This is a genomic window from Paraburkholderia strydomiana (assembly GCF_046030495.1).
GTDB classification, from domain to species: Bacteria; Pseudomonadota; Gammaproteobacteria; order Burkholderiales; family Burkholderiaceae; genus Paraburkholderia; species Paraburkholderia strydomiana_A.
In genome coordinates this window covers 1-13617 of the sequence record NZ_JAQQCJ010000032.1, presented here as the reverse complement: position 1 = coordinate 13617, position 13617 = coordinate 1, and the positions used below count along the sequence as shown (strand labels likewise).

The 13617-nt window shown below is 62.9% G+C and carries 15 protein-coding genes; all 15 read left to right on the top strand.

Annotated features, from left to right (window positions below; translation table 11 throughout):
• Positions 1–210 precede the first annotated feature (210 nt).
• The 15 genes from hemF to PQQ53_RS30395 all read left to right on the top strand — a co-directional run bounded on the left by hemF (position 211) and on the right by PQQ53_RS30395 (position 13446).
• Positions 211–1134 (top strand): oxygen-dependent coproporphyrinogen oxidase, encoded by a 924-nt coding sequence (gene hemF, locus PQQ53_RS30465; RefSeq protein ID WP_408153966.1) that lies wholly within the window; start codon positions 211–213, stop codon positions 1132–1134.
• A 52-nt stretch (positions 1135–1186) separates the two neighbouring features.
• Entirely contained in the window at positions 1187–1903 is a 717-nt protein-coding gene (locus PQQ53_RS30460; RefSeq protein WP_408154048.1) for a nicotinate-nucleotide adenylyltransferase, read from the top strand.
• Positions 1904–1907: 4 nt separating this feature from the next.
• Positions 1908–2366: a ribosome silencing factor gene (gene rsfS, locus PQQ53_RS30455; RefSeq protein ID WP_408148499.1), complete on the top strand. Its 459-nt coding sequence runs from the start codon at positions 1908–1910 to the stop codon at positions 2364–2366.
• A 65-nt stretch (positions 2367–2431) separates the two neighbouring features.
• Positions 2432–2902, top strand: coding sequence for a 23S rRNA (pseudouridine(1915)-N(3))-methyltransferase RlmH (gene rlmH / locus PQQ53_RS30450; RefSeq protein ID WP_408328342.1), 471 nt, complete (start codon positions 2432–2434; stop codon positions 2900–2902).
• A gap of 290 nt (positions 2903–3192) precedes the next feature.
• A complete protein-coding gene (locus PQQ53_RS30445) occupies positions 3193–3822 on the top strand; it encodes a Maf family protein (RefSeq protein WP_408153964.1) in 630 nt (209 codons plus the stop codon).
• A 9-nt stretch (positions 3823–3831) separates the two neighbouring features.
• Entirely contained in the window at positions 3832–5301 is a 1470-nt protein-coding gene (gene rng / locus PQQ53_RS30440) for a ribonuclease G (RefSeq protein ID WP_168661161.1), read from the top strand.
• 1 nt (position 5302) lies between these two features.
• On the top strand, positions 5303–5533 hold the full coding sequence (locus tag PQQ53_RS30435) for a hypothetical protein (protein WP_408148494.1): 231 nt from the start codon (positions 5303–5305) through the stop codon (positions 5531–5533).
• Between the two features lie 722 nt (positions 5534–6255).
• Complete coding sequence (locus PQQ53_RS30430; protein WP_408328339.1) at positions 6256–7383, top strand: sugar ABC transporter substrate-binding protein; 1128 nt, start codon at positions 6256–6258, stop codon at positions 7381–7383.
• Between the two features lie 36 nt (positions 7384–7419).
• Positions 7420–8994 carry a sugar ABC transporter ATP-binding protein gene (locus tag PQQ53_RS30425; protein WP_408328336.1) on the top strand — a complete coding sequence of 525 codons (1575 nt, stop codon included), beginning with the start codon at positions 7420–7422 and terminating at the stop codon, positions 8992–8994.
• Positions 8991–9971 carry an ABC transporter permease gene (locus PQQ53_RS30420; protein ID WP_408148488.1) on the top strand — a complete coding sequence of 327 codons (981 nt, stop codon included), beginning with the start codon at positions 8991–8993 and terminating at the stop codon, positions 9969–9971. The genes PQQ53_RS30425 and PQQ53_RS30420 overlap by 4 nt, the downstream gene beginning before the upstream one ends.
• Complete coding sequence (locus PQQ53_RS30415; RefSeq protein ID WP_132380169.1) at positions 9968–10954, top strand: ABC transporter permease; 987 nt, start codon at positions 9968–9970, stop codon at positions 10952–10954. Before PQQ53_RS30420 ends, PQQ53_RS30415 begins: the two co-directional genes overlap by 4 nt.
• Before the next feature lie 222 nt (positions 10955–11176).
• The gene (locus tag PQQ53_RS30410) at positions 11177–11785 is read left to right on the top strand and encodes an FAD-dependent monooxygenase (protein ID WP_408328334.1); all 609 of its coding nucleotides are present in this window, start codon (positions 11177–11179) and stop codon (positions 11783–11785) included.
• Positions 11739–12155, top strand: coding sequence for an FAD-dependent monooxygenase (locus PQQ53_RS30405; RefSeq protein ID WP_408328332.1), 417 nt, complete (start codon positions 11739–11741; stop codon positions 12153–12155). The genes PQQ53_RS30410 and PQQ53_RS30405 overlap by 47 nt, the downstream gene beginning before the upstream one ends.
• A complete protein-coding gene (locus tag PQQ53_RS30400; RefSeq protein WP_408328329.1) occupies positions 12110–12277 on the top strand; it encodes an FAD-dependent monooxygenase in 168 nt (55 codons plus the stop codon). The genes PQQ53_RS30405 and PQQ53_RS30400 overlap by 46 nt, the downstream gene beginning before the upstream one ends.
• 260 nt (positions 12278–12537) lie before the next feature.
• Positions 12538–13446: a phytanoyl-CoA dioxygenase family protein gene (locus PQQ53_RS30395; protein WP_408153956.1), complete on the top strand. Its 909-nt coding sequence runs from the start codon at positions 12538–12540 to the stop codon at positions 13444–13446.
• The last annotated feature ends 171 nt before the right edge of the window (positions 13447–13617 follow it).

Genomic DNA, 13617 nt, shown 5'->3' with positions numbered 1-13617 from the left:
CCCGCGGGCGGCGCCAACGGCGCTACACTGCGGGCGCGACCCAGCGGGTTTTCCGCACCCGCCGCCGCCGGTGGGCCGGGTGAGGCGAAAGCCCGACGCGAAACACCGTACGCCGCGCCTTCGCAGGTTTGTGCCTGACACAGGCCCGGCCGTCGCCTTTCCCGAAGAACCCGCGGTACGACGAGCGTGCCGCCCCCAGCATCCGCATTCATGACTGATTCGAGCTACGACATACAGGCCGTGCGCAACTGGCTGCAAGGCCTGCAAACGCATATCGCAGACACGCTCGGCGAGTTGGACGGCACGCCGTTCGCGACCGACGCATGGCAGCGTGGTCCGGGCGAAAAGCTGCGCGGTGGCGGCTATACGCGGATTCTCGAAGGCGGCAAATTCTTCGAACGGGCCGGCATCGGTTTCTCGGACGTCGCGGGCGACGCGTTGCCGGGTTCGGCCAGCGCGGCGCGTCCGCAACTGGCCGGGCGCGGCTTCGAAGCGATGGGCGTGTCGCTCGTGCTGCACCCGCACAATCCGCACTGCCCGACCGTGCACATGAACGTGCGCCTGCTGATCGCAACCAAGGCCGGCGAAGAGCCGGTGTTCTGGTTCGGCGGCGGCATGGACCTGACGCCGTACTATGGCTACGAGGAAGACGCCCAGCATTTCCATCGCACCTGCCGCGATGCGCTGCAGCCTTATGGCGCGGACCTCTACCCGAGTTTCAAGCGCTGGTGCGACGAGTATTTCTTCCTGAAGCATCGCAACGAAGCGCGCGGCATCGGCGGGATTTTCTTCGACGATTTCTCGGCGCCGGGCTTCGATCAATCGTTCGCGATGGTGAGGAGCGTCGGCGATGCGTTCCTCAAAGCGTACCTGCCCATCATCGAAAAGCGCCGCAACATTCCGTACGGCGAAGCCGAGCGCGAATTCCAGGCGTACCGGCGCGGCCGCTACGTCGAGTTCAATCTGGTCTTCGACCGTGGCACACTGTTTGGACTGCAGAGCGGCGGACGCACGGAATCGATCCTGATGTCGATGCCGCCTGTGGTGAACTGGCGCTACAACTGGCATCCCGAACCGGGCACGCCGGAAGCGCGTCTTTACAGCGATTTTCTCGTGCCGCGCGAGTGGGTGTGACGCGCATTGCGCGCACCATGCCTTCCACGCGGCCACGACAAAGGACCTTCACCTGAAGCCGAACGCTCATCCTGTTGCCCTGCCTCGCCGGATCGGCCTGCTAGGCGGCACTTTCGATCCGATCCACGACGGCCATCTCGCTCTCGCGCGGCGTTTCGCCGAGGTGCTGCAACTGACCGAGCTGGTGCTGCTGCCGGCCGGCCAGCCATGGCAGAAAGCGGACGTATCGCCGGCCGTGCACCGGCTCGCGATGACGCGCGCGGCGGCCGGCACGCTGGCGCTGCCGGGCGTGACGGTGCGCGTCGCGACCGACGAAATCGATCACGACGGCCCGACCTATACGATCGACACGCTGCAACGCTGGCGTGAACGCGAAGGTGAGGACGCATCGATTGCGCTGCTGATCGGCGCGGATCAACTCGTGCATCTCGACACATGGCGCGACTGGCGGCGCCTGTTCGAGTTCGCGCATATTTGCGCGGCCACCCGGCCCGGTTTCGACCTCGCGTCGATTCCACCGGCGGTCGCTCAGGAAATCGACGCGCGCCGTGCCCGCGCCGACGTTCTGCAAGCCACGCCTTGCGGCCACTTGCTGATCGATACGACGCTTGCGTTCAACGTCTCGGCCACCGACATTCGCGCGCATCTGCGCGAACAGGTGAGCCAGCGGCTCGCCCTCGCGGGCGGCGAACAGCAAGGCGAGGCCGCGAGCCATGTCCCCACCGCGGTGTGGGACTATATTCTTCAACATCATCTGTACCACCGGTAACCCCATGGATATTCGCAAACTACAACGCGTGATCGTCGACGCTCTCGAAGACGTCAAGGCGCAAGACATCAAGGTGTTCAACACCAGCCACCTGACCGCGCTGTTCGATCGTGTGATCGTCGCGAGCGGCACCTCGAACCGGCAAACCAAGGCGCTCGCGTCGAGCGTGCGCGAAAGCGTGAAGGAAGCCGGCGGCGACATCATCAGCACCGAGGGCGAGGACATCGGCGAATGGGTGCTGGTGGATTGCGGCGACGCGATCGTCCACATCCTGCAGCCGGCGCTGCGCCAGTACTACAACCTCGAGGAAATCTGGGGTGACAAGCCGGTGCGCATCAAGCTGTCCACGCCCGATCCGTTCGGCGGCGCGCGTTCGAGCGAGCCCGACGACGAGGACGAAGAAGACGAAGACGCGCCGGCCGTGAAGAAGCCCGCGCGCAAGACCGCTGCTCGTCGCAAGTAAGCCGGCTTTGCAGGCTGGCAACTTGTAGACCTCAGTTCGCGACTCCTTCGTTCATTGCCTCGCTGATGAAACTGCACATCCTCGCCGTCGGCCACAAGATGCCCGACTGGATCGCCACCGGCTTCGACGAATACGCGAAGCGCATGCCGCCCGAGCTGCGCATCGAACTGCGCGAGATCAAGCCCGAGCAGCGTTCGTCCGGACGGTCGGCGGAAAGCGTGATGGCCGCCGAGCGGCAGAAGATCGAAGCCGCGTTGCCGAAGAACGCGCGCGTCGTCGCGCTCGACGAACGCGGCAAGGACTGGACCACGATGCAGCTGGCCAATGCCCTGCCGACCTGGCAGCAGGACGGCCGCGACGTGGCGTTTCTGATCGGCGGCGCCGACGGGCTCGATCCCGATCTGAAGGCGCGCGCCGACATGCTATTGCGCGTGTCGAGCCTGACCTTGCCGCATGCGATGGTGCGCGTGCTGCTCGCCGAACAGCTTTACCGCGCGTGGACCATCACGCAAAATCACCCCTATCACCGCGTGTGAGCGGACGCGGCGGCTGAGCGGGCGCGCGGTTTTGGCGCCTTGCGGTTCGGGGCTGATTGCCGGGCGCGTTGTCGGTCTTCGTTGCAGGCCTTCGTTGTCGTCTGGCTATCCGCGTCGGTCGACGTGCCTGGTCGATCGGCTGCGTCGACCCGTGCGCCAGAACGCGTGATCGATGCAACGAGTCGATGCACGGCTCGACGCAGCCGATCGACGCCCGCCCTGCCCGCCCGTCGCGCGATCATCTCCCGTTGCTCACACATTCCCAGCAATCCGCTTCATCGAGACCGTTCATGCCCACGCCCGCCGCCTCGCTGCATCCGTTCGTCTACCTCGCATCGCAAAGCCCACGCCGCCAGGAGTTGCTGCAACAGCTCGGCGTGCGTTTCGAACTGCTGCTGCCGCGTCCCGATGAAGATGCCGAAGCACTCGAAGCCGAATTGCCCGGCGAATCCGCGCACGACTACGTGCAGCGCGTATGCATCGCCAAAGCGCACGCCGCGCGTGAGCGGCTGGTGGCCGGCGGCCATGCGGCGCGGCCGATCCTCGTGGCGGATACCACGGTCACGATCGACGATGCGATTCTCGGCAAGCCCGTCGATGCCGACGATGCCGTTGCGATGCTCACGCGACTCGCGGGCCGCGCTCATGAAGTGCTGACCGCCGTGGCCGTGATCGACGCCGAAGGCGCGTTGCTGCCCGCCGCGCTATCGGTGTCGAAGGTGCGCTTTGCTGCAGTGCACGCAGACGCGATCCGTCGTTATGCGGCGAGCGGCGAGCCGCTCGGCAAAGCCGGCGCCTATGGCGTGCAGGGACGCGCCGCGGAGTTTATCGAACATATCGACGGGTCCTATTCAGGTATCATGGGTTTGCCGCTTTTTGAAACCGCTGCCCTCCTGCGTGCAGCGCGCATCGACTTCTAAAATAACACCATGAATGAAGAAATCCTGATCAATGTCACGCCGCAGGAAACGCGAGTCGCGCTCGTCCAGCAAGGCGCCGTCCAGGAACTTCACGTCGAACGAACGCTGTCGCGCGGACGCGTCGGCAATGTCTATCTCGGCAAGGTCGTCCGCGTGTTGCCGGGCATGCAATCCGCCTTCATCGACATCGGTCTGGAACGCGCCGCGTTTCTGCACGTAGCCGATATCTGGCATCCGCGCATCGCCGGCGAGCCGCAACATCAGGCGCCGCATCAGCCGATCGAAAAGATCGTCTTCGAAGGCCAGACGCTGATGGTGCAGGTCGTGAAGGACCCGATCGGCACCAAAGGCGCGCGGCTCTCCACGCAAGTGAGCATTGCCGGGCGCACGCTCGTGTATCTGCCGCAGGAGCCGCATATCGGCATCTCGCAGAAGATCGAGAGCGAGGCCGAGCGCGAAGCGGTGCGCGCGCGTCTGACCGCCGTGCTGCCCGCCGACGAGAAAGGCGGCTACATCGTGCGCACGATTGCCGAAGATGCGACGAGCGAAGAATTGGCCGGCGACGTCGCGTATCTGCGCAAGACCTGGGCGACGATCATTTCGCAAGGTCAGCGCATGCCGCCGACCAGCCTGCTGTACCAGGATCTGAATCTCGCGCAACGCGTGCTGCGCGATTTCGTCAACGATGAAACCTCGCGCATTCAGGTCGACTCGCGCGAGACGCATCAGATGCTCGCCGATTTCGCTGCGGAGTTCACGCCGGCGGTGTCGTCGAAACTGCATCACTACACCGGCGAGCGGCCGCTCTTCGATCTGTACAACATCGAAGCCGAAATTCAGCGCGCGTTGTCGCGCCGCGTGGATCTGAAGTCGGGCGGCTATCTCGTGATCGACCAGACCGAAGCGATGACCACCATCGACGTGAACACCGGCGGTTACGTCGGCGCGCGCAACTTCGACGACACGATCTTCAAGACCAATCTCGAAGCCGCGCACACGATCGCGCGGCAATTGCGGCTGCGCAATCTGGGCGGCGTGATCATCATCGATTTCATCGATATGGAAAACGTCGAGCATCGCGACCAGGTGCTCGGCGAGTTGAAGAAGGCGTTGTCGCGCGATCGGACGCGTGTGACGGTGAACGGCTTCTCACAGCTCGGGCTGGTGGAGATGACGAGAAAGCGTACGCGCGAGTCGTTGGCGCATGTGCTGTGCGAGCCGTGCCCGGTTTGTCAGGGCAAGGGTCAAGTCAAGACGCCGCGGACGGTTTGCTATGACGTGTTGCGCGAAATTCTGCGCGAGTCGCGGCAGTTTAATCCACGCGAGTTTCGTGTCGTGGCGTCGCAGCAGGTGATTGATCTGTTTCTTGAAGAAGAGTCGCAGCATCTGGCGATGCTGATTGATTTCATTGGCAAGCCGGTGTCGTTGCAGGTGGAGTCGAATTTGAGTCAGGAGCAGTACGATATTGTTTTGATGTAGCTTGATTGACGGTTATTTACGCTCACTCGAAATCGCAGAAAGCCTTTACTGGCAGGCGCGATGGGTAGCCAGGAGGCGCATTACTCCGAAGTACGATCGACATGGCGACCTGTTCAAGCTGTGGTGCGTGCTGCGCGGAGTGTTCAAACACGCGACGGGTAAAAAGGTCATCGTGGCCAGCCCGTGTGCCGGTATCCAGCTCGAGGCGATCATCGGTTCCGGGAAAATGTAAGATATTTATTAGAAAGTCGATTTTCGCGAGATTCGTGGCGTGTCTGGTGGTCTGTGAAGAGTGCGAGCCGGACTTCCGCGGGCGCCTTTCGATGGTGTACCCGCCCTGCGAATGCGTGCTAGCGAGATATCTCGTGCGGCCCCGGCCGGCCATTAGCTGCCGTTGACGCAATATGCGAAGGCGTCATTCCAACGGCCGGTTCGCTCCGAAGCCCGCCAGATGATCGAACGTGAGCAAGTCGGCCATTGCGGTCTTTGGGTCGATAGCCGGGCCCGGTCGGCCGCGGCCGCGTGGGCCGCTGGGTCAGTTGACGTGTGCGAAAGATCGCCCCTCCGCGGCTCTCGAAATGGTCGAAGCCACCGGGCGACCGCTGAACCTCGTCAAAATGGCACCCCGTCCCCGTGCAGCGCCGCCTCCGTTCACGGCAGCCCCGTCCTTATCCACCAAGCGTTTCAGCCCGGTCGCCCGGTGCGTTGGACTCACTGGTAAACCACTATCGCGCGTGGATGGGTATGCCAGTACTGTCAGACGGGAACGCGTATGCGCGTGCCCTTCTTTTCGCTTCGAGGAGGCGCCGTTGAAAAGCTCCTTCTGCAAATCCGATCCAGTCCCGCTATAGCAACTCCGCAAGGTTCCGTGCTTCACGCACACCGTGCCGGCAGCCCACGACCAGCCATGTGCGCAGGCAATCGGTACGTCCAGTCGAACAAAAAGGAGGCAACATGCTTTCAGGAATCCACGTGCTTCGAGCGGCGGCGAGCGCCGCATTGGCGCTCTGCGCAAGCGGGGCTTTCGCGCAGGCTTCGATCGTTTCAGGGCCGTCCAGCGATCCCACCTGCATGGTCCCCTGGAAGAGCGACACGAAGTTCATCAAGTATCCGAAGAAGAACGGGCCCTACCGAATCGCACTCGTGAACGGCTATATCGCGAACACCTGGCGTATCCAGATGATCAGGACGGCCAAGGCCTACACCGCGCAACCGGCCGTTGCCGCCAAGCTCAAGGAATTCAAGGTCGTCTCGACCGGCGAGGACGTTCCGGCGCAGATCTCGGCCGTCAACAACTTCATCGATGCCGGCTATGACGCCGTCATCGTGAACGCGCAGAATCCCTCCTCATTCGGTCCCGCGATCCGCCGCGCGAAGAACGCCGGTGTGGTGCTGGTCGCTTTCGACAACACGCTCGACAGCGCAGACGCGATCAACGTCAACGTCGACCAGTATGGGCTCGGCGCGCTGTGGGCCAAATGGCTCGCAGGCCACCTGCCGAACGGAGGCAAGGTGCTCGAAGTTCGCGGGGTGGCGGGCACGTCGGTTGATACGGACCGGCACAATGGTTTCACGAAAACGTTGGACGACACCGGCAAGAAGTGGAACGTCGTCCAGGTCTACGGCAAGTGGGACGACGGGGTCGCGCAAAAGGTCGCCGCCGACGCGATTGCCGTGCAGGGTCATTTCGATGGCATATCGGCGCAAGGCGGCGACACGGGCGTCGTGCGCGCGATGATCGATGCGAAACACCCGTTCGTGCCTTTCGGCGGCGAGACGGAGAACGGCTTTCGCAAGTTCTGCGCGCAGTATGGGAGCCAAGGCCTGAAGTGCACGTCGGCGGGCACCGGGCCAGCGCAGGTGGCTGTGGCGATCAAGACGGCACTCGCTGCACTGGATGGCCAGACGGTTCCCGTGGCGATCAAGCTGCCGCTCGACGTCACCGACGATTCGATGCTCAAGTCGGGCGTCAACTATTTTCCGAACGACTCCGACAACTTTTTCGTCGGCAACTCGTTTCCGACATGCGGCATCAATTTCTCTGCGCAGGAAATCATGAAGCAGAACCAGGGCAACCAGTGACCGGATGATGGCCCGCGCTGTGACCGGAGACGAAGCATGCTGCAGGATGCAGAGCAGCCGTTCTTTCAGATGTCTGGCGTGTCGAAAAGCTACGGCGGTGCCGTCGCACTGGATCAGGCCGAGCTCACGGTGCGCAGAGGCCGCATTCACGCGATCCTCGGCGAGAACGGCGCGGGCAAGTCCACGTTGCTGAAGGTGATGTCCGGCGTCGTGCAGCCGGACGAGGGCACGATGCACCTCGACGGCCGGGAGGTCTCGTTCGCCTCGCCCGCTGAGGCGAACGCGGCCGGCATCGTCTGCGTGTATCAGGAACTGTCGCTGATCCCCGACTTGAGCGTGGCGGATAACATCTACGCTGCGAACCCGCCGCGACGTTTCGGGATGATCGACCGGCGGGCCCAACGCCGCCAGGCCGAGGAGGCGCTCGCGCGAGCGGGCGCTGCCGACATCAATCCGCTTGCGAAAGTCCGGGACCTGCCGCTGTCGCGCCAGCAGATGGTCGAGCTGGCGAAGGGGTTGGCACACGCGCCGCGCATTCTGATCCTCGACGAAGCCACCTCGGCGCTGACTGCGGCCGACGTCGCGCGCGTGATCGAGGTGCTCAAGCGCCTGCGCGAAGAGGGGCTCGCGCTGCTGTTCATCTCGCACCGCATGCACGAGGTGAAGGCGCTCGCGGACGAATGCACAGTCTACCGGAACGGTCGTCATGTGATGAGCTTCGAAGCCGGCACGCGCTCCGACAATGAGGTTGTCGAAATGATGATCGGCCGGAAGTACCAGCATGCGTTTCCTGCCAAGCCCGCGGCCAAAACGGCGGACCAGCCCGCGGACGCCCGCAGCACCGCGCCGGTTCTCGCCTGTCATGATCTCGCATGGAGCGACACGCTGCGGGGCATCAGCTTTTCGGTGCAGGCCGGTGAAATCCTCGGACTGGGCGGCCTCGACGGACAAGGCCAGCGCGAACTGCTGCTCGCGCTGTTTGGCGTGTTGCGCGGCTGCGCTGGCAAGATCGAGATCAACGGCAAAGCCGTGTCGATCGGGAGCCCGACGGCCGCGCGCGCCAACGAAATCGGTATGGCGCTGATACCGGAAGACCGCAAGACCGAAGGCTTGATGCTGCCGATGTCGGTACGCGAGAACCTGTCGTTTGCCGCACTCGATCGCATGTCCACCGCGGGCATAATCGATCGCGACCGCCAGCAGTCGCTCGTCGAGCAGATGATGGAGCTGCTTGCGATCAAGTCGTTCAGCGTCGACGCGCCCGTGAGCTCGCTGTCGGGCGGCAACCAGCAGAAGGTCGTCATCGCGAAGTGGCTGATGCGGCAGCCGAGGATCCTGCTGCTCAGCGACCCGACGCGCGGTATCGACGTCGGCACCAAGCAGGAGCTCTACCAGCTGCTCAGGCGCCTTGCCGACGAAGGCGCCGCGATCGTCTTCTATTCGACCGACTATGACGAGCTGATCGGCTGCTGCGACCGCGTGCTCGTACTGTACGAAGGCAGGATCAAGAAGGAACTCGCCGGCTCGGCGATCACCGAGCAGAACCTGATTGCCAGTGCTCTCGACCTGCCCGTCGGACAGATTGTGCCTTCCACGGGAGTGGCGCTATGAGCGGGCTGCGCTACTGGTATGCGGAGAATCGCGGAGCGGTGTTCGCGTTCGGCCTGTTCGTGCTGATGTTCGCGATCTATCTCGTCAACTATCCGTCTGCGTTGTCGGCCAACGTATTTCAGACGGCAGCGAACAAAGCGGTACTACTCGCGCTCGTCTCGATGGGGCAGGCGCTCGTCGTGCTGACCGCCGGCATCGACCTGTCGATCGGCATGATGCTGGTGCTGACGAATTGCATCGGGTCGTGGCTCGTCACGGGCGACTCGCTGCACAGCGCGCTCGGCATCGCCGGCGTGCTCGGGGCGGGCGCGCTGTGCGGCGCGCTGAACGGCGTGATCATCATTTTCGGCCGGCTGCAGCCGATCGTGACGACGATTGCGACGGGCGCCGTCTACTACGGATTGGCGCTGCTGCTGCGCCCTGTGCCCGGAGGATCGATCAACGAGGACCTCGCCGACGCACTGACGGGCAAGATCGCCGGCGTTCTGCCAGCGAGCCTGGTGATTCTGCTCGCCGCGATCGTGATCGTCTGGATTCCTTTCAAACGCTCGGCGATCGGGCGAGCGGCATACGCGACCGGGTCGTCCGAACCCGCGGCTTTCCTGTCCGGCATGCCGATCCGCCGCGCGAAGTTCGCGAGCTATACGCTGGCCGGCCTGCTCGCGGCAGTCGGCGGCCTGTTTCTGACGTTCTTCACGGACACCGGCGAAGCGAGCCTCGGCAGCGCGAACTCATACACGCTGTTTTCGATCGCCGCGGTAGTGATCGGCGGCGTGTCGCTGCTCGGCGGCAAGGGCAGCGCGATCGGCGCGATCTTCGGCGCATTCGCGTTCCGTTGCATCGGCGATCTGCTGTTCGTGTTCAACGTCGATGCGCTGTGGCAGCCGCTATTTCAGGGCATGATTCTTCTGCTTGCTGTCGCGATCGGCGCGTGCGGATTGTTCAGGGTGCGCAACCGTCTGGAGTGGTTTCAATGAGCCACGCTTCCGCGACCGGCCGGACCACGTTCGTGTCGAGGCTCACCCGCAGAATCGACAAACCGATCGTGATCGCATTCGCGTGTATCGTCGCGCTGCTGCTCGTCGGCGGGATGTTTTCGCGCAACTTCACGTCGCCGGAATACATCCTGCTGCAACTGAAGGTCGGCGCATTCCTCGGCATCATTGCGACCGGCCTGATGATGGTGATCCTGCTCGGCCACATCGACCTGTCGCTGCCGTGGACGATCACCGTCGGCGCGATGATGGCGTGCGCGGTCGCGGGGCACGGCGATCTCGGGCGCGTCCTCGCGATTCCGGTCGGGATCGGTTGCGGCGTGCTGATCGGCATCGTCAACGGCATCCTCGTCGCACTGCTGCGCATTCCATCGATGATCGCGACGCTCGCGACCAATGCGGTCGCGCAGGGCATCATGATTGTCTATACGGGCGGATCGTCGCCGCAGGATTCTGCGCCGGAGGTGATGCGCTGGCTCGCGGCGGGCTGGCTCGTACCGGGCGTGCCGAATGCCGTCGCGCTGTGGGTGGTGATCGGCGGCGCCACGATGTTCCTGCTGTCGCGCACGACCTTCGGCCGCACGCTTTACGCGATCGGCAACACCGAGCGCGCGGCGTATCTTTCTGGCATCGATACGCGGCTCGTCACGGTGACCGCCTTCGCCGTGTGCAGCGCGTTCGCCGCGTTCGGCGGCGTGCTGCTCGCGGGCTATGCGTCGAAGGCCGCACAGTCAATGGGCGATGCTTACCTGTTGCCGGCGATCGCGGCGGTCGTGCTCGGCGGCACGTCGATTCTGGGTGGACGGGGTTCATACCTGGGCACGGTGGCCGGCGCGATCCTCATCACACTGCTGCAATCGATCCTCTCGGTCGCCCAGATGCCGGAGGCGGGGCGTCAGATCATCTACGGCGTGGTGATCGCGGCGATGCTCCTGCTGTATGGGCGAAGCAAGCGAGAGGCGTAGGTCGAGCCGCTGGCCCGCCAGTCGCGCTCAATCAACGAATGCAACCGGCCAACAAGAGTCATTCGCCATCATCACTTGAATCGCCGACAATCCGCGGTGCTATCTTCCAGGCATAGCTAATATGCCCGGCGTCAAGCGTCAGTATCCTGTTGAGCGAACTCGCAGATCTCTGCCCGTGCGCGTCCGTCTCGCCGACAGCGCGATTCCCTGTAAGAGCAAGCTATGGAAGACGTGGACCTGCTTGTTATTGGCGCGGGCCCGGTGGGTCTGCTGCTGGGCACCGAACTGCAGCGCGACGGAGTCGCGGTAAAGGTGGTCAACCGGATGCCAAACAGGGAATTTTTCAGTAAAGCACTCGGCATAACGGCTCGCACGCTCGAGATTTTCGACGACCTCGGAATCGCTGATCGTGCAATCGAGGCCGGTACATGGCTCACCGGAGTTGAAACGTGGGTCGACGGGGCAATGGTGCCCGAGCGTTCGATGCGAATACCGGAAGACGGCCTGCCCTATGGCTCGCTTTCACTCGCGCAGTACGAGACGGAGCGGCTCTTCGAAGCGGCGTTCGCAGAGCATGGGGGGCGAGTGAATTACGGCTGTACGCTGGACAGCTTCACCGACAACGGCGAGGCTGTCGAGGCGCGTATGACGGGGGCGCAGGGAGAGGCGCTCACCGTGCGTTGCAGATGGCTGGTCGGATGCGACGGCGCGCACAGCAAGGTTCGCTCGGCGTTGGGCCTAAGCTTCGAAGGCGATCAATATCCGCAGACCTTTGCACTTGCAGATGTGGACGTGGTGGTCGTATCCGCGCGGCCCCCTGTATCGATTTGAATGGACTGATCCGGCGCGGGCGAAAGCGAGCCTCGTAGCTGTGCCCGTTCGCTCCTCCGCGAAGCGCTACCGGCTCTCGATGATCGTGCCCGATGAACATGCCTCCTCGCTCGCAAGCACTGGAACAGCGGACCCCGAAACGATCTACAGCCTGCTGTTGCCGTCTTTGCCAGAAGGCACGCAGCTATCGTCGATGCGATGGTCATCGGTTTATCGGGTGAGCCATCGTATTGCATCTGCGTATGGGCGTGGCCGGGCGTTCATTGCCGGCGACGCCGCGCACATTCATCCTCCCGTGGGCGGCCAAGGCATGAACACGGGGGCTTGCAGGACGCGCACAATCTCGCGCGGAAACTGGCATATGTCGTGAAGGGCCTGGCGGATCCTGCATTGCTCGACAGCTATACGGCAGAACAACATCCGGTTGGCGTCGATGTCGTCAAGTCGACGAGTGCGGCGCTCAATGCAGTGCTGTATGGCCCTGGCGGCTGAAGTATCAAAGCAGGCAGCCATGCAACCGGAGCGAGATTGACGGGCTGCGTCAGGTCGGTCGGCCATCGACGCGAGGTCTATATCGCGGCAGGAGCGTCATGCGAAGCGACTCCTCGCCATCATGCTAGATATGCCGGCTCGAGGGGGCCATGGGGGCGCTTTGTGCGCGGTCGTACAGAACGCTAATCTGCGTCCTGCTCCAATGGGGGAGATACATTTTATAAACGCAATCGCAATTCTTTCTTTAGGCGGCGGCGAAAGTGAAGACGACGACGCTATCCGAGGCACAATGCGAAAGCTTTTTTAAAGATGGATTTATCTGTCTGGAGAAAGTCGCCAAGTATTCGGAAGTGAAAAGCCTGCGTGCAGTCGGTGACCGTCTTCTGTGCGAAAAGACGGGATTCGATCAAGGCATGCTATTTGACTTCTATCCCGAGGGTGAAGGTCAGGACAAGCCAAAACTCCTGCAATTGAGTCATCCATCGCATTTCGAGCACAGCTTGTTGGAGAGCGAGTTATGCAGTCGCATGCAGCGCGTCGCCATGCAACTGCTCGGGCCCGAGGCGCGCTTCGTCAGCGACAGCTTCTTTCAGAAGCCGGCCCACACCGATGCCGTCACACCCTGGCATCAGGATGAAGCGTTCACCGATCCGCGCATCGAGCATCGCGAAGTGAACGTATGGTTCCCCTTGCAACCGGTCTCGCTCGCCAACGGCTGCATGCAGTTCATCCCCGGCTCGCATCTCGGGCCGGTACTGCCGCATGAACCCATCGGCGGCGATCCGACCACGCACGGACTCGAGTGCGCAACGGGCTTCAGTATAGAAGACGCGGTCATTTGTCCGCTAGAACTCGGTGACTGCACTATTCACGCTGGGCGCACGCTGCATTTTGCCGGTCCGAATCATTCGGATGAACCGCGTTACGCTTATTCGATGGTGTTCGGTTTGCCACGACGCGCATCGCGTGAAGTGCGCAGCTTCCCTTGGAACGATAACCGCAAGCTCTCGCGCGATGAACGCGCTCACGAAGCGCGAGTGCGCGCCGGTTTCTGGCCTTATCTGTGTCGCAGGGTGCGCGAGTTCGATTATACGAATCCCTATGAGTGGCGGCTTGGCGTAACGCGCGTCGCGCGTCTCATCAAAGGAAAACGCACCGCAGGAGAGTAGTGCTGAGAGCTTAAAGATAAACAACAATCACCGCCTGACTGCTTAAACACGAGTATTTACCAGGCAAGCCACTATGCTCCATCACATCTCCACGAGCGGCCTTAGTCACCTAAGGGAAACAACTCGTCCGTCAGTTTTAATGGCCGCTTTACGGAAAACGATGGTCCGTTG